The sequence below is a fragment of the Streptomyces sp. NPDC030296 genome, assembly GCF_055572815.1.
Map to the genome: position 1 here is coordinate 64,048 of NZ_JBVICQ010000018.1, position 22,799 is coordinate 86,846.

15 protein-coding genes are annotated in these 22,799 nt (G+C 68.6%); 5 read left to right on the forward strand and 10 right to left on the reverse strand.

The window, feature by feature from the left end; translation table 11 throughout:
- The coding region (locus ACZ4Z3_RS36830; RefSeq protein ID WP_468505138.1) for a tetratricopeptide repeat protein at positions 1–737 on the forward strand (737 nt) is incomplete at its 5' end.
- 184 nt (positions 738–921) lie between these two features.
- Here the strand turns inward: ACZ4Z3_RS36830 and ACZ4Z3_RS36835 are convergent.
- From ACZ4Z3_RS36835 to ACZ4Z3_RS36845, 3 genes are all read right to left on the reverse strand, one after another.
- Entirely contained in the window at positions 922–1,812 is an 891-nt protein-coding gene (locus ACZ4Z3_RS36835; protein WP_468505139.1) for a replication-relaxation family protein, read from the reverse strand.
- A complete protein-coding gene (locus ACZ4Z3_RS36840; RefSeq protein ID WP_468505140.1) occupies positions 1,800–2,054 on the reverse strand; it encodes a hypothetical protein in 255 nt (84 codons plus the stop codon). Before ACZ4Z3_RS36840 ends, ACZ4Z3_RS36835 begins: the two co-directional genes overlap by 13 nt.
- A gap of 295 nt (positions 2,055–2,349) precedes the next feature.
- The gene (locus ACZ4Z3_RS36845; protein WP_468505141.1) at positions 2,350–2,562 is read right to left on the reverse strand and encodes a hypothetical protein; all 213 of its coding nucleotides are present in this window, start codon (positions 2,560–2,562) and stop codon (positions 2,350–2,352) included.
- An 808-nt stretch (positions 2,563–3,370) separates the two neighbouring features.
- Between ACZ4Z3_RS36845 and ACZ4Z3_RS36850 the strand changes: the two genes are divergently transcribed.
- Positions 3,371–4,042: an HNH endonuclease family protein gene (locus ACZ4Z3_RS36850; RefSeq protein WP_468505142.1), complete on the forward strand. Its 672-nt coding sequence runs from the start codon at positions 3,371–3,373 to the stop codon at positions 4,040–4,042.
- A gap of 200 nt (positions 4,043–4,242) precedes the next feature.
- On the opposite strand, the gene ACZ4Z3_RS36855 is transcribed toward ACZ4Z3_RS36850, so the two are convergent.
- From ACZ4Z3_RS36855 to ACZ4Z3_RS36870, 4 genes are all read right to left on the reverse strand, one after another.
- Positions 4,243–4,752 carry a hypothetical protein gene (locus ACZ4Z3_RS36855; RefSeq protein ID WP_468505143.1) on the reverse strand — a complete coding sequence of 170 codons (510 nt, stop codon included), beginning with the start codon at positions 4,750–4,752 and terminating at the stop codon, positions 4,243–4,245.
- Positions 4,753–4,845: 93 nt separating this feature from the next.
- Positions 4,846–5,097 (reverse strand): hypothetical protein, encoded by a 252-nt coding sequence (locus ACZ4Z3_RS36860; RefSeq protein WP_468505144.1) that lies wholly within the window; start codon positions 5,095–5,097, stop codon positions 4,846–4,848.
- 4 nt (positions 5,098–5,101) lie between these two features.
- The gene (locus tag ACZ4Z3_RS36865; RefSeq protein ID WP_468505145.1) at positions 5,102–12,163 is read right to left on the reverse strand and encodes a polymorphic toxin-type HINT domain-containing protein; all 7,062 of its coding nucleotides are present in this window, start codon (positions 12,161–12,163) and stop codon (positions 5,102–5,104) included.
- 291 nt (positions 12,164–12,454) lie between these two features.
- Positions 12,455–12,952 carry a relaxase domain-containing protein gene (locus tag ACZ4Z3_RS36870; RefSeq protein ID WP_468505146.1) on the reverse strand — a complete coding sequence of 166 codons (498 nt, stop codon included), beginning with the start codon at positions 12,950–12,952 and terminating at the stop codon, positions 12,455–12,457.
- A gap of 546 nt (positions 12,953–13,498) precedes the next feature.
- Between ACZ4Z3_RS36870 and ACZ4Z3_RS36875 the strand changes: the two genes are divergently transcribed.
- Both ACZ4Z3_RS36875 and ACZ4Z3_RS36880 read left to right on the forward strand, forming a co-directional pair.
- Positions 13,499–14,779, forward strand: coding sequence for a NucA/NucB deoxyribonuclease domain-containing protein (locus ACZ4Z3_RS36875; protein ID WP_468505147.1), 1,281 nt, complete (start codon positions 13,499–13,501; stop codon positions 14,777–14,779).
- A 133-nt stretch (positions 14,780–14,912) separates the two neighbouring features.
- The gene (locus ACZ4Z3_RS36880) at positions 14,913–15,455 is read left to right on the forward strand and encodes a hypothetical protein (protein WP_468505148.1); all 543 of its coding nucleotides are present in this window, start codon (positions 14,913–14,915) and stop codon (positions 15,453–15,455) included.
- Positions 15,456–15,612: 157 nt separating this feature from the next.
- Here the strand turns inward: ACZ4Z3_RS36880 and ACZ4Z3_RS36885 are convergent, their stop codons facing one another.
- Complete coding sequence (locus ACZ4Z3_RS36885; protein ID WP_468505149.1) at positions 15,613–15,795, reverse strand: hypothetical protein; 183 nt, start codon at positions 15,793–15,795, stop codon at positions 15,613–15,615.
- A 203-nt stretch (positions 15,796–15,998) separates the two neighbouring features.
- Here ACZ4Z3_RS36885 and ACZ4Z3_RS36890 point away from each other — a divergent pair, with 203 nt between their 5' ends.
- Positions 15,999–19,427, forward strand: coding sequence for a tetratricopeptide repeat protein (locus tag ACZ4Z3_RS36890; RefSeq protein ID WP_468505150.1), 3,429 nt, complete (start codon positions 15,999–16,001; stop codon positions 19,425–19,427).
- A gap of 281 nt (positions 19,428–19,708) precedes the next feature.
- Here the strand turns inward: ACZ4Z3_RS36890 and tpg are convergent, their stop codons facing one another.
- Together tpg and tap are read right to left on the reverse strand one after the other, a co-directional pair.
- A complete protein-coding gene (gene tpg / locus ACZ4Z3_RS36895; RefSeq protein ID WP_468505151.1) occupies positions 19,709–20,275 on the reverse strand; it encodes a telomere-protecting terminal protein Tpg in 567 nt (188 codons plus the stop codon).
- A gap of 12 nt (positions 20,276–20,287) precedes the next feature.
- Positions 20,288–22,534 carry a telomere-associated protein Tap gene (tap, locus tag ACZ4Z3_RS36900; RefSeq protein WP_468505152.1) on the reverse strand — a complete coding sequence of 749 codons (2,247 nt, stop codon included), beginning with the start codon at positions 22,532–22,534 and terminating at the stop codon, positions 20,288–20,290.
- Positions 22,535–22,799 lie beyond the last annotated feature (265 nt).

The window sequence follows — 22,799 nt, forward strand, 5'->3', positions numbered from 1 at the left end:
CCCACACCCTGACCAGCCGTGGCAACCTCGCCACCGCCCTGCGCAAGATGGGGGAGCATGCGCGGGCGGCCGAGCTTAACCAGCAGACCCTCGACGACCGCACCCGCATCCTGGGCCCCAACCACCCCGACACCCTGACCAGCCGTGGCAACCTCGCCACCGCCCTGCGCAAGATGGGGGAGCATGCGCGGGCGGCCGAGCTGCACCAGCAGACCCTCGACGACCGCACCCGCATCCTGGGCCCCGACCACCCCCACACCCTGACCAGCCGTGGCAACCTCGCCACCGCCCTGCGCAAGATGGGGGAGCATGCGCGGGCGGCCGAGCTTAACCAGCAGACCCTCGACGGCCTCACTCGCGTCCTGGGCCCCGACCACCCCGACACCCTGACCAGCCGCAACAACCTCGCCAACGCCCTGGACGGGATGGGGGAGCATGCGCGGGCGGCCGAGCTGCACCAGCAGACCCTCGACGACAGCACCCGCGTCCTGGGCCCCGACCACCCCGACACCCTGACCAGCTGCAACAACCTCGCCAACGCCCTGGACGGGATGGGGGAGCATGCGCGGGCGGCCGAGCTGCACCAGCAGACCCTCAACGACCGCACCCGCATCCTGGGCCCCAACCACCCCCACACCCTGGCCAGTAGCCAGGCCCTGGCGGCGGCGTTGGCCCCCTCGCGCACAACACGTCGCAGGCGAGGCCACTGGCTACGGCGCAGGGCAAGCACCGACTGAGCCGGTGGCGCGTAACGAACGGCATCCTTCAAACGATGCGTACGAACGACCTCTGACCTGCGATAAGAAGTTCGCACGCGCTTATGGGGCCGGGCGCTCGGGCGTTGGTCAGGTCAGCAGTGGACGCGGACGCAGGGGGTGCCGGACGGCTGCGGGGACAGCGCGCACAGCCGCGTCCCGTGGGTCAGCTGCCCCAGCCGCGCACGGCCCCGTCGGCGCGCGCGGAGCTGCGGCGGGCCACTCGCGCCGAGTAGGCGCGGTGGTCGTCGGGGTTGTCGAGTGCGTCGGTGAGGGGTTGCCAGGTTGTGTGGCCGTAGCGCCACCAGACCGGGCCGTGGGCGGCGAGCAGGCGCAGGGTGGTGGCCAGCAGCGGCACCGTGCCCGTGTAGTCGCGGTAGCCGTCCGGCCCCGGATCGTCGGGGGTGTGGTTGTCGCTGTTCCAGTGTCCGCGCCAGTGGTCGCGGGCGAGTTCGCCGACCTCGCGCATGCGGGTCTGCATGGCGAGCTGCCCGACGTTCTTGGTGAACACCAGCGCCACCGGCGGGTGGCCGTCGCGTCCGGTGGCCGGCCACACGGTCCGCCACAGCGGCACCTCGCGGCCGTTGAGGCTCGCGCGGCGGGCGAAGAACCGGTGGTAGCGCTCGATCTTGTCCGCGACGAGGGGCGGTCCCTCGGTGCCGTTGTCGACCTCCACGTACAGCAGCGGCGCAACGTCGTGGCCGGGCGAGGCGAACACCATGTCGGCGCGCAGGCTGCCGCGGGCGGGAGACTGGAACGTGCCCGCGACCGGGAGCACCACCTCGGTGGACCAGGCGGTCAGCGGGCCCAGCCCCTCCGGTCGCGCGGCCGGGGCCGGGTCGGCCGACGGCGCGGCGGGGGCGGGCAACGCCTTGCGGACGACGGGCTGTGTCGGCTCGGGCGGGGTCTGCAGGAACGCGTCCAGGACGTCGGTCACCGCGCGGGCGTGCTTCGCGCCGGAGGCCGCAGCCGCCCGCGCGGTGCCGCCCATCTCCCGGACCTGCCGGTCCAGGACCACGGCTGCCGCCTCCAGCCCGGCCGGGGTCAGCGTCCCCACAGCTTCTCGGTGACCCGCACACCGTCGTCGTTGACGCGCACCGCGCTGCCCGGCGAGACCACCAGGTGCTCGGCCTCCAGGTCCTTCAGCCCGCCGCGCACCGTGGCCGCGTCCTTCGTGCCCGGGCACATCAGCCTGCGTATCTGGTCCGGCGTGGCGATCTTGACCACCCCGAGCGCGGCCAGGCACATCGTGCGGGGGCGTCCCGTCGACCCGTACCGGCTCAGCTTCGAACCGCCCACCGCCTGCCCCCGTCCTCCTGGCAGACCCCTCACGGGCGGGCCCCTGTTGCTGTGCCTGATCATGCAGGACACCAAGTGCCGAGGCTGAACCGGGGGGCCAGAACCCTGAGCTGATCTGCGTAAACGCGAGTTGATCAAGCCTCCCGCATCACAGGGGGAACGCAGGGGAGACGACAGGGGGAAGCCGCAGCGGGTCGGGGGTCCGAACCACCGTGCGTAGGTGACGGCGGCCAAGCCGGGCAGGCGTTGCCCGGCCGGACGCGCACGGCGTTCAGGTTGAAACAGGCAGCGGCTGTCACTGGCGGTTGCGCATGCCGATCTGAACACTGCCGATGGCGGTCACCGCTGTTCCGATGCTGCCTGCTGCCGTTGCGGCATCGCCGTGGTGGGTCAGGGACAGGACGACGACCGCGACGATGGACGCGAAGCCGGTGAGCACCGTGAACCAGGTGAGCGGGGTGGATTTCGGCAGCGGGGTCGTACCTGGGGTACGTTCGAGAGGCGTCATTCGGTCTGGCTCTCCTTGTGTAGGACGGGCCGCTTGACGGCACGAGAGGGAGACCTCCGCGTGGCCAGGCCCGCCAAAGCACGGACCGCGCAGAGGTCTCCCTTCGTCATGCCGCCGAAGGGGCATTTCTGGTAGCCACAACCGTACTGGGGGCCACCGGCAGTCACCGGTTTCAGCGGAATACCGCGAAGGGGAGTAACCAGGACTTTTCCGCTGCGCCAGGGGAGCGTGATTTGAGTGTGTAGGTAAAGTGCGTTGGAGTCATGCCCTCATCCGGGTCGCGGGTAAAAGCGCAGGTCACAGGGCCGTGGAGGCGTGCATCAACACGCACCGCCCAGTGATGCACATCACATGACCAACGAGCCTCTTTGTGTCGTGGGCAGGTACGCGAAGGGCGCCGCGTACAGCTCGAAGTGCAGGTCGTCAGCTACTCGATGGCCCCTCCCAGCGCGCCGGGACGGTAATCCAGAGCACCGGGTCCGTGCGGTATTCCTGCGGGGTGCAGTTCAGACTCACGGCTGGGTGACAGAGTGACCGCCGCTGCGCAGGCCGTTTCCGCGCCGCGCTCCCACTTCCGCAGGATCCGCTGGTCGCCCAGCAAAGCGGCCACGCACCCCAGGAGCGGGGCACGCGCTGTCCCAGGCCCAGGGCGAGGCGTCGATCAGTGGCTGCCGGGAGGGGGTGTACGGGGCGACGATGTGACTTACCGCCCGTGCGGGCGAGCCCACGCCCAAGCCGCGAACAGCTCGTGGCCGGGAGCACTACGAAAGATCACAACCTGCCTGTGATCTTTCGGAAGGACTCCCTGATGCGTCTCTCCCGTACCGCCGGCGCCGCGACCGCCGTCTTCTCCGCGCTCACCCTCCTGCTCGCCCCGGCCACAACGGCGCACGCCGCTCCTGGTGACCTTGTCGTCCTCCCGGTCCGCGACGCCTTCCAGGCCCTGCTCGTCCAGGACGAGGACCGCACCGGCTACGAGCGCACGAAGTTCCGGCACTGGATCGACGCCGACCGAGACGGATGCAGCACAAGGAACGAGGTCCTTTTGGAGGAGGCCGTCACGGCCCCCGCCCAGGGCGCCAACTGCGTTCTCACGGGCGGCTCCTGGCACTCGCCGTACGACGGCACCGTCTTCACCGCGGCCCGCGCCCTCGACATCGACCAACTCGTCCCCCTTGCCGAATCCTGGGACTCCGGCGCCTCCGCGTGGACCCCGGCCGAACGCCAGGCCTACGCCAACGACCTCGACGACCCCCGCGCCCTGATCGCCGTCTCCGCCACCAGCAACCGCTCCAAAGCAGACCAGGACCCCACCACCTGGCAACCCCCCGCCGAGAGCTACCGCTGCACCTACGCCACCGACTGGATCGCCATCAAGACACGCTGGGACCTGACCGTCGACCCGGCCGAGCAGACCGCGCTCACCGAAGTCCTCGACAGCTGCCCGGACACCGTCATCGAGGTCACCCGCGCCCGCTGACCGTCCCCCGCCGCCGCTCTCGCAGGGACCTAGGGATCAGCCGGGTACCGGCGTGGGCGGCGTCCGAGGGTGTAGCAGTACGCGGGGGCTGTCGACGGCCGCGGTGAGCATCGGCTCGGGCAGGGACCACGCCATGCGCTACGTCTTCCTCGGCACCGCCACCTCGGCGTCCGTTGCGATCTGGCCCCGAGCGTGAACTCCTACGCGACCCAGCAGTAGACGTTCTGGCCCTGGCGTCGGGCACTGCTGACGAGGGCAGCCAGATCACTCAGTATCACTTCGGCGATCTCCGGGTCGATGACCTCGCCGTCCTCAGCCCGCTGAAAGGACCATGCGGCGGCGGCATCCTTCACCTCGGACCGCTCGGCCTCAGCGAGCGCTGCGGACAGTCGAGGCGAGATCGCGAAGACGACGCACCCGTCATCGTCCTGGCCTGCAACGAGGCGAGGCTCGTCGGCTTCAACGAGTCGCTCGAACCTGGCGCCGGTCAACAGGCACTCCCACTCGACCACAGCCTCTTCGGGATCGAAGTTGCCGAAGGAGAGCGAGGCGAACGCGCGTGACGGCCCGGTCTGAAGCACGAGAGCCGCTGACGCATCATCCGCAGCCGCGAAGAACTCGACAATGGTGCTCACCCCGGCATCATGCCGGAACGTCCGCCACCATGGATCGGACAGGCCCCAGTCGAGGATGCCGAGGACGGTATCCAAGGCATCGCCGACCACCTCTGCGATCTCGCCGCCAATACCCGGTCGGCGGACTTTGGAGTGAGCGACTGCTGTTCGCTCCCTTACGGGAGGGGCTCAGAGCGTATCGATTTCTTTCCCCTTTGAGTCAATGATCGCGTAGTCACCGGGATAGGGGACCCAAACCCCAATCCCGTTAGGCCACGAAACAATCTCAAGCGAGGCCACGTTCGAGATTGCAGTCCGGAGAAATACCGCCTCACCATCGCTCAGAGAGAAGGTGGTTCCTACCGGCTCGAAGCACACCTCGACGCTCTCCCCTCGCGCCGCCACGAATTTCAGGTCTACGACCTGCTCTCCGTTGCTCACCTGACTATCTCCAAGCATCGATGATCTCCTGAGTGAGTACCACGCGCGCCGGTGCAGTCTTCCCACCTTTTCCTGCGAGTGCTGCACTCCGGTAGAAGTCCTGCAATTTCTCCGCGTCGCCCCTGGTTGCCAGGCCTCGCAATTCAGCCGGAGAGCGTGTTCCTATGAGGTGAGACGGGTCTCCGGATCCCCAGACGCGCCCGCCCACTTCTTGCAGGGTGCCACCTTCAAGTTTCGGAACGCCGACCCTGCCGCCCGGATTGGCGAGATCGGTGGCGTTCCCCTTGGAGTCGACTTCGAATCGAGGATCACAGTTGCTGTTGTGAACCAGGACCGGCGTCTGCCCAGCGAGTACATAGTACGTGTGCAGGCCGTCAACGGTGAGGTTGTACGTAGTCGCATGCTGTGTGTAGGTCCGGTTGCCGGTGACAATGACCGTGTCGCCGTCGTCGGTGAGCAGGCTCATTCCCGGCTTGAGTCTGCCTGCCTCGCTCCAATCACCCTCGGATGGTGACCAGAACGGGTGCTCGTGGGTCGCCGTGAGCTTCTCGATGCCGGCCCCGGTGGCAATGGACAGCTCGTTAAAGTGCTTGTCGTCCTCAGTGACGATGAGGCGGGTAACTTCACGTGGCCCCGTTTCACCGGTTTCAGGGTCGGTGGCCTGAACCTTGTCGCCGAGTTCTACGTCCTCTATGTCCTTCGTGGTGCCGTCGCTCATGAGGACATCGGTGCCTGCCAGGAAGCACTTGGTGCACAGATTTTTGGCGCCCTTCAGCGCGTCCGCAATGTTGTCGACCTGTCGGGGAACCTTGGCGACATCTCCACCTGGGAGGAATCCAACGACTCCTGCGAAAATACCGATCTTGTCGCCTTCGTTCCAGGCCCGCTTGAGGTCGACGTAGTCACAGCCCCAGCCGGCAACAGGAAACCAGCTACAGCCCGCCAGTAGCACCTCTGCGACGGGGGACGGGGCTGCCTCCGGGCTGCTGCCCACTGGGCCGCTGGGGGCGTACAGGCCGTGGGGGCCTGGCTGGGCACAGTACTGGGGATCAGCGAATGCGCAGGAGCGGTTGTTGAGGCCAGGTCGGCCGCTGCCCGTTGTGGCCGTTCCGCCGCTGCCCGTTGTTGCCGTTCCGCCCGTGGGCTTGGGCTCGTCGAAGTCGGTGACCTCTCCAGCGCAGTCGTACGGGTAACAGTCCTCCAGGCCGGTCGGGTCCATGCGGTTGACCGGGTCGTTGGACGAGTAGCTGTAGGCGGAGAGGTTCTGCGGGTCGTACGGTCTGCTGAGCGGGTCCGGGCTCAGGAACCGTCCCAGGTTCGGGTCGTAGGCCCGTGCGCCGAGCAGGGACAGGCCGGTGCTCGTGTCCTCGGTCTTGCCGAGGAAGCCGTTGTCGGTGCCGGTGGGCAGGGTGCCGCTACGTTCGTCGCCGAAGGGGGTGTAGCGGCGGCGGGTGGAGGTGCCGGTGGTGGCGTCGACGGCGATCTGGGTGGAGGCCTGGGTGTCGCCCATCAGGTAGGTGAGCTTGCCGTTGGCGGCGGTGGTGCCTTCCGTGGTGCGCATGGCGACGGTGGTGGAGCCAGCTGTGTAGTAGCGGGTGGCCGTGACGTTGGTGCCGTCGGTGCGCAGTTCGGTGCCACCGAGGGAGGCGATGGTTTCGCTGGGGGTGGTGCGGACGATGAGGTTGCCGTCGGCGTCGTAGGCGTAGCGGGTCAGTTCGCTGCCGCTGGCCTTGGTGGTGGTGACCGTCGCGAGTTGGGCGAACTTGGTCCAGGTGTAGTCGACGGTGGTCTTGTTGGTGGTGCCGGCGGGTTGTTCGATGCGTTGCAGCATCGTGCCGTCGTAGTCGTAGGTGAAGGTGTCGGTCTGGGTGGCCGTGTTGCCGGTTTTGTGGAGGATCTTGCGGACGCCGTGGGGCTGCTTGGCGTTGGCTGTGGTCCAGGTGTCGGCGTCGTTGTAGCCGGGGTAGAGGTAGTCGCGCAGGTCTGCGGTGCCGGCGGAGTTTGTGTCTGTGACGGACTGCAGGTTGCCCATTGGGTCGTAGGTGAAGGCAGTCTGGTAGGGAGCGGTGCCGCCGTTGTCGGTGGTGGTCTGGGCGGTGTTCGCGCAGATGCCGGCCGTGGTGTGGGTGAAGGCCTTCTCGAGTCGGCTCAGGGGGTCGTAGCGGAAGCACTGTGACTGGGCGGTCTGGCCGGTGGCCTGTTCGCGCAGTTCGGTGATCCGTCCGGCCAGGTCGTAGGTGTAGGTGTCCTTCTGGGTTTCGGTGACCAGTTCGTTGACGCTGGTGGTCGTTGCGATGGTCTTCAGCTGGCGGGTGCCGTTGTTGTCGTCGTAGGCGTAGCTGCGCTGAGCGCGGATGCCGTTGCCGTCGAATTCGGATCCGTAGAGGCGGCCGACGAGGCGGCCGTAGGAGTCGTAGTCGGTGTCGTCGATGTAGACGGCGGTGCCGAGGGTGCTGGTCAGGCGGTCGGGGCGGCCGTAGGCGTCATATGTGGTGGTGACCGTCTCCGCGGGGAGCCCGCCTGCGGCGGGGTAGGTCGCCTTGGTGAGGTGGTCGGCGGCGTCGTAGGTGTAGGAGGTGGTGTAGTCGCCGGCCAGCTGCCCGACACCGGAGGGGATGGTGACCGTGCTGCTGAGGGCGCGGCCGCGGGCGTCGAAGGAGCCGGTTTGGGTGGTGTAGGTGTTGCCGGCGGTGTCGCGGCTGGTGGTGGAGGTGATCCGGCCCTTGCCGTTGGGGGTGTTCAGGCCGTCCCAGACCCAGGCGGCGAGCTGGTCCGAGCCGCTGGCGACGGCGGTCTTGCGGCCCAGGTAGTCGTACGCATACGTCAGGACGGTCTTGCCACCGTTGCTGGTGAACTTGCTGATGTTGCCGTTGGCGTCGTATTCGGCTGTGGAGCTGCCCGCGTCGCGGTCCTCGGTCGTGATGCGCTGTCCGGCCCAGTCGTAGGTGTAGAGGGTGGTGTTGCCGAAGGTGTCGGTGATCTGCTTCAGCTCGCCCTTTTCGGTGTACGCGTAGGACGTGGTGTAGGTGGAGCTGCCGCTGTGCTCGACGACCTTGGAGACCTGGCCGTAGACATCGGTGTACGTGTCGATGGGGCTCTGTCCGGCCGGCTGGACGGTGGTGTAGTTGCCGTTGTAGGTGGTGGTGACCTTGCCTTCGGCCTGGGTGACCCCGTTTACCTGAATGCGGGAGCTCACGGTGCGGCCGGCCCAGTCCAGTACCAGGTCGTTGTAGGAGGGCAGGTCGGAAACCTCGGGGCTGGAGGGGCCGCCGGAGCCGGCGGTTCCCTGGTTGCGGAAGACCGCTGAGGTGCCGGTGACCTGGCCGGCGGAGTCGTAGCGGGTGACCGCCACTTGCCGGTACGGGACCGTCTGCCCGGACGGCCAGATGGTGGCGTCCGGCAGTGGGGTCTGCGTCTCTCGCGCTCTGCCGAGGGCGTCCATGTAGGAGTGGGAGGTCAGGTAGGTGCTGCCGGACTGCAGCACGTGGCTGGCGATGTGGGGGTAGCCGTCGACCGCGTCGGGGACGCCGGAGCTGTTGGTGGATGTGGGGATGGTGTAGCTGAACTTCATCGACGGCGAGCTGCCGGTCTCGGTGGGCTTCCACACCTCGGTCACCCGGCCCGCGGAGTCGAGGGTGACCCGGGTGGAGTGGCCGTTGACGTCCTTGACGGTGGTGGGCGCGCCCCAGAAGCGGGAGCTCCACACGGTGGAGGTCATTTCGCTGCGGGGGGTGGCGGCGTCGTCGGGGTCGGGGGTTGTGGTGGTGACGCCGTTAAGGGGCCAGGTGTTGGGCGGGTTGTAGGCGGTGGTGATGCGGTTGTGCTTGCCGTCCTCGGTCCATATCGCGCGGCCGGCGTCGTCGTAGCCGGTCCAGGTGGAGCGGTAGGTGCCGGCTTTGGTGTAGGTGCGTGATGCGGTGGGGTTGCCGTCGACGGGCTTGTTGTCGGCCACGCTGGTGGCGCCGTCGTACAGGGTGGTGGTGTAGCCGTCCTGGTTGCTGTCGGCGATGCTGGAGCAGCCCACGGAGTAGTGCTTGACCTGGTCCTGGAGGACGGTCCAGCGCTGGGCGCCGGTGGAGTCGTAGGGGTCGGTGTTGTAGGCGCGGCCGTAGGTGGTGCAGCGGTTGTCGGAGACGTTCGGCTCGCCCCAGTCGTCGGTGCGCATGGGCAGGCCGAAGGTGGTGGAGGCGGCTTCGGAGGTGTCGTATTCGTTCTCGACGGTGTGCTCGCGCCAGCCGCTGCTGATCTTGCTTTTGGTGATCGTTTTGTTTTCGCGGACGAAGCGGGCGTCGGGCAGGCCGTCGTACTGGGCGGTGTTGTGGGACCAGTACGAGTGGTAGGTGCGCTCGTGGGAGACGTCCTGGTCGTCGCGCAGGGAGGTGGAAAGGACCTTGCCCGAGAGCCAGTCGTGGTCGGTGAATGAGGCGCCGTCGCCGTTGTCGACGGTGACGTTCTTCGTCAGTGACGGGTCGGTCTTGGAGGTGCGGTCGCCGTCCAGGCCGCGGTAGAGCCAGTACTTCTTGGTCTTCTTCCCCGTTCCCGAGCCGGTGGAGACCTTCACCTCCTGGTAGCCGCGCCAGTCGGTCCAGGATTCGTCCTCGTCCTTGGTGAGCGGGTCGTTGGTGAACCGCCAGCCGGCTCCGTCCTCGTAGGTGTACGAGGTGGTCATCACTGGGGCGCCGTCCTGGTTGGTCGTCACCGTCGGGTCGACGTCGACCTGGGTGACGAGGAACTTCTTGAACCAGCCGGTCCTGGATTCGGTTTCGCCTTCCGGGGTCCACTTCTGCCAGAAGCAGTCCTTGGTGTTCGCGGACTGGGCGGGCAGGTTGTTGATGTCGCAGGGGTTGGCGAAGCCGTAGGAGACGGTGGTCGTGGCCCCGAGATCGCCGTGGATCTCCTTGATACGGGGGAAATTCAGCTCGGCGGAGCCGACCTTGTTGTCGAGGTCGACTCGGTTGAAGTTGATCACCGGCAGAACGAGGTCGGTACCGTTGCCGTACGTGCGGCGCTGCACGTAGTCCAGCCACAGCGTCTTGCCGATGGTCCCGTCGGGGTTGGGCATGCCGTACTTGTTCTGGTACTGCTGCACCAGGTCCCAGCCGGTGCCGTCCTGGTCACTGACGTAGGTCTTGATGTCCCACAGCATGTCGGTGGAGAAGAACGTGGGGTAGTAGGTCTTGCCCGCGCAGTGGTAGTCCGCCGCGGTGCCGTCGCACATGAGGTCGATGGGCACGTCGGGGTAGGAGGTCGGCTTGTCGTCGAAGGTGGGGCAGGCCGCGGGCTCGTCGCGTAGTGGGTCGTTCTCGTTGACCCGCTCGATACAGCGGTTGACGTGGCTGAGTTCGACCTTCGCCGGGACCTTGCCATTGGTGATCTGGGAGGACCAGCCGTACTGGATCTCCTTCACGTAGCCGGAGGAGACGTACTGGCGGGCCTGGTCGACGTCGGCGACGGAGCGGTAATGGTTGTACTCCTTGTCGTAGAAGTACATCGTCTCGACCTCGTTGGCGTCGACGACGCGGTCGAGGTTCCAGCGCCAGGCCTGCGTGCAGGGCACGGGGAACTGGTCCCGGCAGGGCTCACCGGTGTCGTTGCCGACGACGGGGACGGTGAACACGGACGCGGTCGCGGTGCCGGTGCGCTCGGAGCGGCCCCAGCCGAAGTAGTAGCGGTGGCCGTCCTGGGAGGAGATCAGCCAGTACTCGCCGTCACGGCCCGCGCCGTGCCCGTTGAGCAGCCGCTGCACACGCCAGCCCGGGTCGTCCTTGACGTGATAGGCACCCGTGCCGGTGTTGTCCTGGATGAGCTCCGAGGTGACCCCGTTGAGGTTGATGACGTAGACCGCCCCGGACGGCTCCTCGGCTGAGTTAGGCGAGTCCCAGCACAGGTCCCCGATCGTGGACAGGCCGTCCTCGGTGCAGTTGCGGTAGCGGCGCTCGATGTAGCCGACGTTCAGATCCCAGCCCATGCCGGCCCAGGACGCCTGGTTGTTCGACGCCGAAGTGCGGCTGTCGACCGACTGCGAGTTGTAGGTCATCGCCAGCGACGGCGCCTCACCCATCGGGGGCTTGGGCAGCTGGATGGGCAGGTTGTAGGTGAACGCGCCCGACCCGGTCGACACGTCCCACGACCCGGTGGGCGACAGCGTGGATGCCCGGTAGTCGCCCTGGTCGGAGGAGGAGCCCGTGTTCAGCAGGAACACGCTGCCGCCGCTGGTGCCCGATTCCCGTATCAGTTGCGTCGAGAGGCCGTCCGCCGTCGTGTCGGCGTCCGCCGGCACCGTCGCGGTCAGGGTGCCGGTCTCGGTGTCGTTGTCCGCCGGCACGATCTCGCGGTCGGTGCAGCCGGCCGCTTCCGGGGTCTGCAGCGCGCAGGCCGGGACCTTCACCAGACGCAGCCGGGCAGCGAAGTCACCGCCGAAGGCGTACTTGAAGCCGGAGTAGTCGATGCCGACCTGGACCTCACCCGGAGCATCGACACCGTCGGTCCGGGTGACCTGCAGACCGAGACCGATACCGCCGGCCGGGGCCACGGCCTCACGGTCCAACACCCGCACATCCACCGCGTCAGGGGAGAGCGGATCCGGATCAGGCTCGGCCGTCGTCGCGGAGCCGGTCGGGTCCGGCGTGGACGTGGGCTCGGCTTGAGGGCTCTGGCTCGCAGCAGCGTCGGAGGGGCTGGGGGTGGCGCTCGGTGAGGCGGTGTCCTCCTTCGCCAGGCGGGACTCCCCCAGCTGGGCCTCGACACCGGTCTCCTCGGCTACGGGCGCCACCTCGACGACCTCGGCGACCTGCGTCTCCTCACCGGCACTGCCGGTGCTGGGCGAGGCCGACGACTCGGGCGCCACGGTGCCCGGCTCCCCCGGCGCCGCCTCCGACAAGTCGACCGTCGCCTCCGCGGCACTCGGCCACTTCGGAGCCGGCAGCGGCTTACCGACCTCCTCGGCCTGCTGCAGCGGCACCGAACCCAGAGGCTGCGACGGAACAACCGGCGTCGTGTCATCAGCCGCCGCGATGGCCGGTTGCGGCGACACCACCGACACCGTCGACAGCAAAGCCGCGAGCATCGCACCCGCAAGGCCGACCGAAACAACACGCGCACGCCGAGCAGCCACTCGAACCCCCGCCCCACGCAGGCCGCACCACAGCACGGACCCGCAGCTCACATGTACAAACCGTCGGCATCAGGGCAGGGTCCAGCCGTGCTCCCCAGCACGGAAACGGAATGACGCGTTCCTGAATTGGATCAGTGAACGAGGACAGTAGCCGCCGTGAACATGGTGTGAATAGGCCACCCAAGCGAAAGGTTCCAGCCAGCCCAGGTGATGTTGATCACCCCGGAGTGTCACTGCCCCGACTCAGCGCCCTCCCGCAGCTTGACCCTCCTGGTCCTCGATCCACTCAAGGACCCGCTCGATCGCCCGCTCGTGCGTGGCCTCGATCACCCGCCGGGTCTCGTCATCCCCCAGCGCCCACAGCAGGTAGATCGTCGGCTGCGGACGGAAGACGAGGTCGAAGCCCGTGACCTTCACCCGGCGACCGAGGGCACCGGCCTTCCACGCGGCCTTCGGCGACTTGCCCTCAGCCAGCAGGTCGGCGTCAATCAGATCCGCGTGCGGGTGCTGGCCTCTCTCCTCGAACAGGTTCCGCAACTGCGCCTCGGTGACAACGTCCCCGGCGGCCAGGCCGAGGGCGGCGAGTCCGCGGCCCATCCAACGGCCGACCGGGACACCGGCCTCCTCCTGAGCCTTGACGAGCGACGTGCGCGCCGAGCGCCGGCCGTCGCCGACGATGGTCTGACGCAAGTGGTAGCGGTACATCTGCCCGGCGGTGATCAACGCGATATCCATCGTCATGCAGACACGCCACACACCCCTGACCTGTAAGAAAAGCACGATCAGTGGTACGTCCCGCCACGCGGGAGCAGCGGCCGAACTTTCTTTCCGAGTGCCCGTCAGGCGGGATACAGTTCCGGTCGGCCAGCAAGTGTCGACGCTCTCACGTGCGTGCCCGCAAGTAGCCGTCCAGATGTCCCAAGAGAGGCTGGACGGCCAGAACAGCGGCGAGCCAGATTCCCTTTCGGCACGCCCGAGATATCCGATTCCCCCAGCCGAGTCGCCCTGCACCAGGCCCTGTGAGGAAGCCCAGAAGCGACTGCAGCGTCCGAGTCCGATGGGGAAGTTTTTTGAAGGCGGACTGTCAGACCTCTGTGCTTAGATCCCCTTCGACCCAGCGTGAACGCCCCACGAGTAGGGCTGTGTTCGCGCTGTCTATCGAACATCAGGGGGAACAACTTGAGATCGAGGAAGCTGTCTTTGGGGGCCGTCACCCTCGGGCTGCTTGTTAGCTGTCTGAGCACCGCGTACGCGGCTGATGAGCCTGTTCCGGGGCGTGACGTTGCAGTGGAGGAGGCGCCGGAGGATCCCGCGACCGTCTCCGACGAGGAGGCCTGGGGGGACGCCTCCTGGGTGATGGACGAGGAGATGTCCGAGCTGCTGGCGGAAGGAGGGGATCCTGCGCCGATACCCGATGGGCTGGAGGAACCCACAGGGGAGGAGCCGGCTGCCGGTGCTGGCGCCGAGCCGCCCTTCATCAAGCCGCAGCAGTCGCCCATGTCCTCCACGAGGGAAGCGTGTTCGGAGCCTGACGAGGAGGGCAAGGCGGCCTGTGTGGAGCAGGTGCCACCGGAGGCACTTCCCCAGAGCCCGACGGCTATGGCTGCGGACGCGGCCCGGGCAGGGGTCGCTCCTCCCCAGTGGTGCGAGCAAAGCAAGGGCAAGGTCGTCGGACTCCGGACGTCTGTGTGCCAGGTCGGCGGTGCCGACTTCACCACCAAGCAGAAGATCAACGGTGTGTGGCGCGAGACCGGCCGGGCCAAGCTGCTGTTCATCAGTTACAGCTACGGGGACACCGGCCTGGGCACCATCGCCCACCAGATCGAGGTCACCGCATTCGACGGCTGGGGCGACGCCCTCAACAAGGGCTCGGTGAAGGGCTCCGCCAAGAAGACCGGAGCCTGCAAGGTCAGCAGTGCGAAGTTCCCGAAGAAGCCGCTGCTGCCCAAGAACTCCTGGCGACTCGGTGAGTCGTTCTACGACACAACGATCCACACCGCCGGCACCAAGGGGAAGTGCAAGAGCACCTGGACACTGACCCTGCAGGCCGCCGGCTACAACGACGCGCTCCTGCCGGTCAGCTTCAACGAGTTCCGCTGTGACAACGCCACAGCCGGCCGGCCCCGCGTCGGCTGCGTCATCCCCTGGTACCCGTCGATCCTCTATTACGACCAGGCCTCCTACCCGGACCTGGCCAAGCACGTCAAGCGTGCCCAGGCCTCCGGCCTGCCCGGCGGTTCCTTCAAGCACCCGCTGACCCGCACCACCAATGCCCAGACCATCCGGGACAACCGCACCAAGGCATGCGGAGACGCCCCGAGCATTCAGGGCAAGTCCTGCGACGAATACCCCATCGCCACCTCCAAGCAGGGGCTCAGTTCAGGCGGATCCCGCCGTTCCTTCTCCGGCTGCGACCTGCCCAACATCCCCACGGGCAGCGGCTCCAGGGGAGCCAGCGCCTGCATGATCAACAAGGGTGACAACGACGCCCAGGGCGGCCTGAACACCCAGTTCTTCCGCAGAGAGCGCATGCTGGACGGAGACCCCTTCCAGATCCGTATCTCCTAGACCGACACAACCGGCCCGCGGCCATCACGACCACGCGGTGACCGCAGGCCGGAGCCGAACCGACGTACGATCGCAGCCCGGGGGCCCGCCCCCGGGCTGCCACCGCATCCCCGGCAAGGAGAGGCCCCAGCAGATGAGCGCCCCCCAACAGCTCTTCGTCGCGGAAGGAACCTTCGGGGTCCTGGACGGCGGAGACATCCCCGTGGACACGGCCGACTGGTCCAACGGCCTGGCCGCCCCCATGTCACACGGCGCCATCATCCTCACCGGCATCCGCACAGGCGACGTCCAGGTGACCGCCGAGGCACGAGACACCCCGCCCCAGACGACCGACCACGCCCCCTGGGACGAGGTCGTCGAGGTCAGCGTCCTGTGCCAATCCGGCCAACTGCTCGTGGAGTCCCTCGACCTCGGCCCCGCCGAAGACCTACCCGACCTGGCCACGGCCGGCCCCGGCTGGTACCGCATCCGCGTCCACGCACACGGCCGCAACACCAACCCCGACGGCACCGACTCCGACCCCATCGAGCACTACCTGCTGACCGCCTGGCCCGCCACCTCCGCGGAAACAGCCATCCTGAAAAGCAGCCAACGCATCACGGCAGAACTCACCCAGCACACCAACCAGCCACAGCACAGCCCTCAAGCCGCTCCCCCCATGATCAAACCGGAATGAGCCCGCGCCAGGCCGAGCAACGCCCACTCCCCCGCCACACTCAGCATCTTCCGCCTCCACTGTGGTCGGCAAGCGAACTGGGAGCTGCCGACCAGCTCTGCCCGCAGGGTGATGCTGTGTGACTGAGCACTTCACTTGGCGAGCTGAGCGTTCATTATCAGCGGTAGGCGCCGATTGCTGTCAGGTACAGGGCGAGGGCGGTGCCGGTCGCGCCGCCGCCGACCAGAAGGGCCGCGGCAGGGTGCGTGCCAGCGCGCCATGCGGTGAAGGCGGCGGCGCAGCCGATGTGCAGGGCCACCGACAGCTCCAGCAGCATCATCAGGACCTGGAGCGTAGACATCGCGGTCTCCTTGGACGAGTGGTCCACTGCGTCATGCGGACCAGATGGGTGCGAGATTGCCTGTCCTGAGGCGTGTCCTGCCGCTGGCCGCCGCAGAGTTGGACGGATCCACTGCCGGGCTGCTGGTGGCGGACTTGGGGAACTCAGTGTCCGGCGGTGTCCTGAACCGACACGGCCGGACACCGACGCGTATAGGACGGGGCATGGGCGACACACCGGACTTCTTCACCGACCTGAAGCGGGTGGGCGATTTCAAGAAGCTCCAGATGAACCGTCGGCCCTCGAACCCCGAGCTGTCCAAGGCCACCAAGCCGCCGCTTTCCCGCGACACGGTCGGCGTCTGGCTGAAGGGCAAACGCTTTCCGCGAGAGCTGGACCAGTTGCTGGCCGTCCTCAAACTGATCAGGGGGGAGGCTGCCCGCCACGGCTTGCTGGACTCCCGGGCCGACACGTCCTCGGACGAAAGCGTCGCCGAGCTCCTGGACGACGACCGCTGGAAACGGACGTGGACGGCCGAGTTGCAGCGCCGGACGCGGTCGAACCATGAGGCGCTGGAACGCCAGCAGGCCCTCGCCGCGCTCGAGGACAAAGAACGGCGGGCTCGCCAGGACGCGCTGGCGGACCGCCCTCGCCCGGTACGGCACTGGACACCGAAGCGACTGGGAGTGCACCCAGCCGTGCCGGGCGGACCCACGACGACGGGCAGCGCCGACTTCGTCCTGCCCACCTATGTGCCGCGCCCCCACGACACCGCCCTGCGGGCCCGTCTGGTCGCCGCGATGGCCGGCGGCGAGCCACTACTGGTGGTGGTGCGCGGGGAGTCGTGCACCGGCAAGACGCGCACCGCCGTGGAGGCCCTGACGGCGGTTCCGGACGACTTCCGGCTGTTCCTCCCCGCGGATGCCGACAGCCTCCTGGCCATGCTGAACGCGAAGGCTCTCGGCCCGCGCACCGTACTGTGGTTGAACGAGGCCCAGCACTACCTGGGTGGCCCCGCCGGCGAGGCCACCGCGGCCGCGCTCCTGCGCCGCCTCGACGACGACGGCCCGTTCCTCGCGTTCGCCACCTTATGGCCCGACCACGACAAGACGCTCACCGTCAGCGCCCCTCCCGGATCCGGCCAGCCAGACCCCCATCGGCAGGCCCGGACGCTGCTGGCCCAGGCGCACCACGTCCGCCTTCCCGCCTCCTTCGCCGACGATCTGGACGCCGTCCGTGACGCCGCCCGGCACGACCCGTCCCTGGCCACCGCCCTGGAGAGCGGAGGAACCGACATCACCCAGGTGCTGGCCGCCGGACCGGACCTGGTGGCGCACTATGAAGACCCGGCCGACCCGCACGGCCCTGCCCCCTACGGCAAGGCCCTGATCAGCGCGGCGATGGACGCGCACCGTCTCGGCGTCACCGGGCCGCTGCCGCTGACCTTCCTTCAGGAGGCGGCGCGCGGCTACCTCACCGACAAAGAAGTCACCGCCGCCGACCCCAATTCCTGGTTCACCGGTGCCCTCGCCCACGCTCACACCATGATCAAGCGGGTCGTCAGGCCGCTGCAGGACGTGCCCCGTCCCACCGGCATGGGCGCTCTGCCCGGCGTGGTCACCCTCGCCGACTACCTCCAGCAGTACGGCCGTACCCAGCGGCACGACATGGTTCCCCCAGACAGCTTCTGGCAGGCGGCCCTCGACCACGCCCCGTGTGACGCAGACCGGCGTGCGCTCGCCCAGGCGGCCCAAGAACGCGGCCGACTTCGTCACGCGGCGCTGCTCCTGCACCACGCCGCGCACGGCGGCGACCAGGAGTCGGCGGCAGAGCTGGCGCGGCTGCTGGACCGGGCTGGACGCGCCGAGGAGGCCCATGCCTGGTGGCGCTGGGCCGCCGAGGCGGGCGACGTCCGAGCCATGGTCACCGTCGGAACCTACCTGCAACGACACGGGCAGGACGCTGAGGCGCTGCGATGGTGGTCCAAGGCGGCCGATGCCGGCGACATGGACGCCCCCTGCCTGGTGGCCTACCACCTGGACGCCGCCGGGTGCGGCGAAGAGGCCCGCGACTGGTGGGAACGAGCGAACCAGGCCCAGCGCGAGTACTACTACGTCAACCGGTCGATCATGGAGTTCTTGCTCGAGGAAGGCCGAAGCGACGAGGCGATCACCTGGGCACCCAAACGCTGCAGCTTCTCGGGAGGAACGTCCGACTGGGCGGTCCTGGCGCGACTGCTGCACCATCAGGGCCGCACCAACGACGCGATCACGTGGTGGGTGCGGCTGATCAGCACCAAGGATCTGGACGACGGCAACTACACGGAAGTCCTGCGCGAGGCGGCGGATGTGATGGTCGAAGCCGGAAGGACCGAGGAGGCGATCGGCTGGCTCCGTGATCTGGCCGATCGCGGTAACTGGCATGCCAAATATGAATTCGTGGCGCGTCTCAAGGCGCTCGGCCTGATCGACGAGGCGATCCGATGGCTGAAGAACTACGCCGCCGCCTCGGCGACCACCGTCAACGACCACACCGTCGGATGGGTGGCCGACCTGCTGGAGGACGACGGGCGCGCACCCGAGGCGCTGGCGTGGTTGCAGCAGTGGGCTGCTGCCGGTGACTGGCCGGCCCTGGCCCGGGCGGTCGCCTCGCTCCAAGCCGCAGGCCGTTCGGCGGAGGCGCTCCAGTGGCTGGCCGCCGACGGGCCCTCCTCCCCGGCGGGCGTGGAACGCACCCGGCCACTGTGCCGGATGGGCGGGCTGCTGCATGCCGCGGGCCATTGTGCGCTCGCCCTGGTCCTGGTGCAGGAGGCCGCGGACCCACTGGGGAACGGTGAACGCCTCCTCCTGTGGTCCGCCGAGGCCTACGTGCGTTCCCGTGCCGATGTCACTGCGGCACAGGCGGTTCAGGAATGGGAAGAGGCCCGCTCCTCCCTCAATGCAAGCGGGATCGTGCTCGCCACGATGCTCCTGGACGCCACCGGCGCCTACGACGACCTGCTCGGCCGGATCGTGGCGGCTCGGGCCACCGCACCACCGGCCAGCGAAGCCGAGGACGAACGGCAAATCCGGGACTGGATGCAGGCGAGAATCGGCTCCGGGGACCCCCGCTTGATCGCCAGTGCGGCGTGCGTGGCCGAGCGGTCCGGTTTCCCCAACGAGGCTCTCAGCGCCTACCAGTACCTGCACGGCACCGGCCGCGGCCGGTTCTCCGCCCCCGACCGCACGCCGCTCGTCCTTCTGCTGGAAGCCCAGGGCCGTGTCGATGAGGCCGTGCACCATCTGTGGGGAGAGGACGGCGACCCGGGTTTCGTCATCCGGTCAGCGGTGACGGCTCTGCTGACCCGTTCCCGCCGCCTCGACGACGCCGTCACCCTGCTCCTGCGCAGCCACGACTTCGGCGGCGTCGCGCGTCTCTATGAGAAGGCGGGACGCAACGAAGCCGCTGCCACGGCCTGGCGACGTTCCGCCGACAGCGGCAACAGGTACGCACTCGACGACGCTGTGCGTCTGCTCGAACAAGAGGGCAAAGCCGACCGGGCCAGGCAGCTGCGGCGCTACGGCTGGAACCAGAACGGCACCCTTGCCGAGCCATGGACCTGCCCGGACGCGACCGCGCCCTTCGACGGTGCCGAGCCCCTGTCGGCCCTCTGAGGGACGATCCGCCGCGCTGCTGTCCCGCGCCGTCGGCAGCCCGCGCTCACCGGCAGGCCGGGCACAGGTCAGGCCCTGGCCCCCGGCTCACCCTCCGCGCGGCGCGGAATGCCGTACACCCGATCACCGAACTGGTCGGGATCGGCTGATACGGGAACCCAGTCGCCAGGTGCCGCGGACGGACTGAGCCCTTCGGTTCGCGAGTCGTGCTGGGCTGGGCGGGGCTTCGGTGAGTCAGGCCGGTGAACCCGCAGGCTCAGCTCGCCAACTGAAGCGCTCAGTCACATGCTGTCGAGGTCGAACTCGAGGTGCTCGATGTCGGTGAAGCGGACTTCCTCCAGTTGGCCGGCGCGGCGGCCACCGTCCTGGAAGTACACCTCCTTGAGCCCTTCGGCGGCGATCTCCCGCAGCTGTTGCTCGGTGGCGCCCTGCTCCTGGGCCTCAAAGAGACGGGCCGCGTACTGCGGTGGCAGCGCGACGGTCAGGTGCCGGATGCGGTCCTGGTCCGTCGACCCGATCGGTGCGGTGTAGCCGAGCCGGGCGCGGGTGTCGATGACGATGCCGCCAGTGGTGGCCGCCTTCTGCCGGGCCCTGGCCCGGATCTGCGGCTGCCAGCGGGCCTTCACCTCCCGCTCCAGGCGAGTAGCGAGGTCCGGGCGCGGCTTCTTGATCTGGTTCTTCACGTACCGTTCGACGGTGCGCTGGGAGATCCGCAGCATCTGGGCGACCGCCCTGGTGCTCTTGAGCTGCTTGACCAGATACCGCATCTGCGCGGGCGCGCTCCTGGGCGCCGGGCGGGTGAACGCCTTGTGCACCGCAGCGTCCAGGCCGTCTGCGAACAGGCTCATCGTCGCCCTCCCCTACTCTCCGCTGTCGGCGTCGGTGACGGTGCCGTCCTTGATGTACCGGGCGAGGTTGAGTTCCGGAGCGTTGAACTGCTCGCGGACGCCCTCGCCCCACAGCATGCTCTGGGTACCCTCGTGCTTCACCAGCCCGGGGTTTACCCCGAGCTTGAAGCCGCCCGGCAGCGGCTTCCCGTCTCGGTAGGGCAGGAAGTCCAGCGGGCTTTCGCCGTCGGCCGCGTAGACGACGCAGTCGGACAGGATCGCTACTGGGTATTGGCCGGTGAACGCCGCATGCCTGACGATCTTGCGGTGCAGGTTGATGCGGGTCCGGGAGATGACGGCCGCGCGGATGTCGGGCCGCCATGTCGGGCGGGACAGGGCCCGCCACGGCTGCCCGGGCTTCCAGCCCTCCCCGCGAGGGCGCTCGCGCAGCTTGCCCAGGCCGCCCTTGACCGTCGCCTTGATGGCCGAGACGACGATCGCCAGCTCCGGGTCGCGCTCCTTGTAGCCGTCCATGGCGGCGAGGAAGTCGGCTGGCGACAGGTCCGCGTCGACGCCGAGGACGGCCATGGTGGCGAGATAGGCGTCGCGCAGCCGCTGGTACCAGCCGTCCAGGTAGCGACCGTTGTCGTAGCGGACGTACGCCTGCAGCGGGCGCACCTCGTAGCCGAGCTCCACCGCGTATGCGACCGTCGGCGTCGCGTACCAGGCCGGGCCTTCGGGACGGTCGCCCTTGGGGGTGAACGGGCTGGGCAGCAGACTCGCGTCCAACTCCGCCCACCTGTCCTTGGCGACCTTCACCCTCGACAGGTCCACATGGGAGAGGTCGACCAGCCATGAGCCGGGCAGTTTCGCATCGAACACCGGCGCCTTGACGTAGGTCGGCGCGCCGAGGCCGACGACCAGGCCGTTGGCTCCGGCCGCGAAGGCCATGTTCACGTCGATGCCGACCAGGTGCCGCAAGGTGCACTCGGCGTCCGTCATCGGCCGCGCCCAGTCGTACGCCTCCTCGAACAACTTCTCCCCGGGGCCGCGGACATGGAAGCGCGGCAGGTTCGCCAGGAGCGGGTGCCCGTCGGGGGCCTCGCACGGTGCGCAGTCGACCGGGTCCTTGCCCAGGCTGCCGGGATTGTGCTCGGAGTGCCGCTTGCCCGCCGCGTCCGGTCCGGAGGCGCGGGTCGGCGGGTGCAGCGCGGTCATCAGCTCCAGGCCGGTCACGGCCGTCGATCCGCGCGGGGTCATCACCCGGGACGCGTACACACCCAGCACCCGGGCCAGTTCCGCCGGCGGCAGCAGCCCGGCCTCGCCCCAGTGCCGGGCATCCAGTGCGTTCCACGACGGGATGCACAACTGCACGCAGGCCCGCTCCGAACCGGTGGCGGGGCGGTAGATCCGCGCCCACGGCCCGAACCCCCGCTTGGTGAGCTTCCACTCCGCGCGGACCAGATGCTTGATGACCTTGTGGCCTTCCGGGATCCGACCGGCGAGCCGCTCCTCATCGGTGAGGGCGACGGGCAGGCCGTAGCGCTCCAGCGCGGCCTCGGTGAGCACCAGCAGCGGGTCGGCATCCTTGCCCGGCCCCGACAGCTTCGGCTGCCCGAGCCTCGCCTCCTTGAGCGTCCACTCCACCAGCGCCGGGATCGACTTTGCCGGCACGTCCAGGACCAGACCTCCTGTGCAGTATGCGAGGACCTGACCATCCGGGTCGACGTCGACGACCGCGAGCGGACCGTTCTCGAAACGCGGGTCCGTGCCACCCTCAGGAGTCGCGGCCGGGGCCGCCTTCCGCACCCCAGGGCGGCGCGATGCCGACGACGGCCTGGCAGTGTGCACCGGGCGCGGCACGGTCGCCCGGGCAGCGGCGACGGGGGCGGCGCTGGTCTGGGTGTTCTGTTCGGTCGTCATAGCCGCAGCCTGCGGCGCCTGGCCGGCGGACAGAGCCTGCGAGTCTGCTGGGGCGGGCTCGGCAGCGAGCGTGGCCGGCTCAGCCGTCTCCCGGGCAGGCGAGACCTCGCCGGCGGGAGCGGGGTAGAGCTCCGCGAGCTTGTCCAGCAGCCGGGCGTAGGCGTCACGCTCAGGCGGACGGGGCTCGGTCTTACCTGACTCCCAGCCCGACACCGTCGCCCTGCGCACCTTCAAAGCGCCGGCCACCTCGTCGATCGTCAGACCGTGCGCCGCACGCAGTCGCTTACGCTCCGCCGGGGGCGGAAGCGGGGCCCGGGACGCAACCAGAGCGTCAACCGCGTCGAACAACTCGGACATCGACACACCTCCAGACTCACAACCTAGCGTACGAACCGCGTACGTTGCCCGTACGGGTCGCGTACGAAACGCGTTCTCGGTTCCTCTTGGCATTCAACGCGCGCCTGTGCCCCTTAGGCGATTGGCTGAGACCGCGAGGGTGGCCGGAAAGCCAGTGCCGTACTGGAAGGGAAGAAGTTTCTCCGCCGCCCTGGCGTTCCCACCGGGCAGGGGCGGACTGGACGGCTGAGTCGTGGAGGTCTGCCTTGCGCAGGCGTGACAGCCG

Excerpts from the sequence above, each read along its gene's own strand:
- ACZ4Z3_RS36845 (WP_468505141.1), bottom strand. The coding sequence starts at position 2,562 with ATGACGCCTCTCGAACGTACCCCAGGTACGACCCCGCTGCCGAAATCC.
- ACZ4Z3_RS36850 (WP_468505142.1), top strand. The coding sequence starts at position 3,371 with ATGCGTCTCTCCCGTACCGCCGGCGCCGCGACCGCCGTCTTCTCCGCG.
- ACZ4Z3_RS36865 (WP_468505145.1), bottom strand. The coding sequence starts at position 12,163 with ATGCTCGCGGCTTTGCTGTCGACGGTGTCGGTGGTGTCGCCGCAACCG.
- ACZ4Z3_RS36870 (WP_468505146.1), bottom strand. The coding sequence starts at position 12,952 with ATGACGATGGATATCGCGTTGATCACCGCCGGGCAGATGTACCGCTAC.
- ACZ4Z3_RS36880 (WP_468505148.1), top strand. The coding sequence starts at position 14,913 with ATGAGCGCCCCCCAACAGCTCTTCGTCGCGGAAGGAACCTTCGGGGTC.
- ACZ4Z3_RS36885 (WP_468505149.1), bottom strand. The coding sequence starts at position 15,795 with ATGTCTACGCTCCAGGTCCTGATGATGCTGCTGGAGCTGTCGGTGGCC.
- ACZ4Z3_RS36890 (WP_468505150.1), top strand. The coding sequence starts at position 15,999 with ATGGGCGACACACCGGACTTCTTCACCGACCTGAAGCGGGTGGGCGAT.
- tpg (WP_468505151.1), bottom strand. The coding sequence starts at position 20,275 with ATGAGCCTGTTCGCAGACGGCCTGGACGCTGCGGTGCACAAGGCGTTC.
- tap (WP_468505152.1), bottom strand. The coding sequence starts at position 22,534 with ATGTCCGAGTTGTTCGACGCGGTTGACGCTCTGGTTGCGTCCCGGGCC.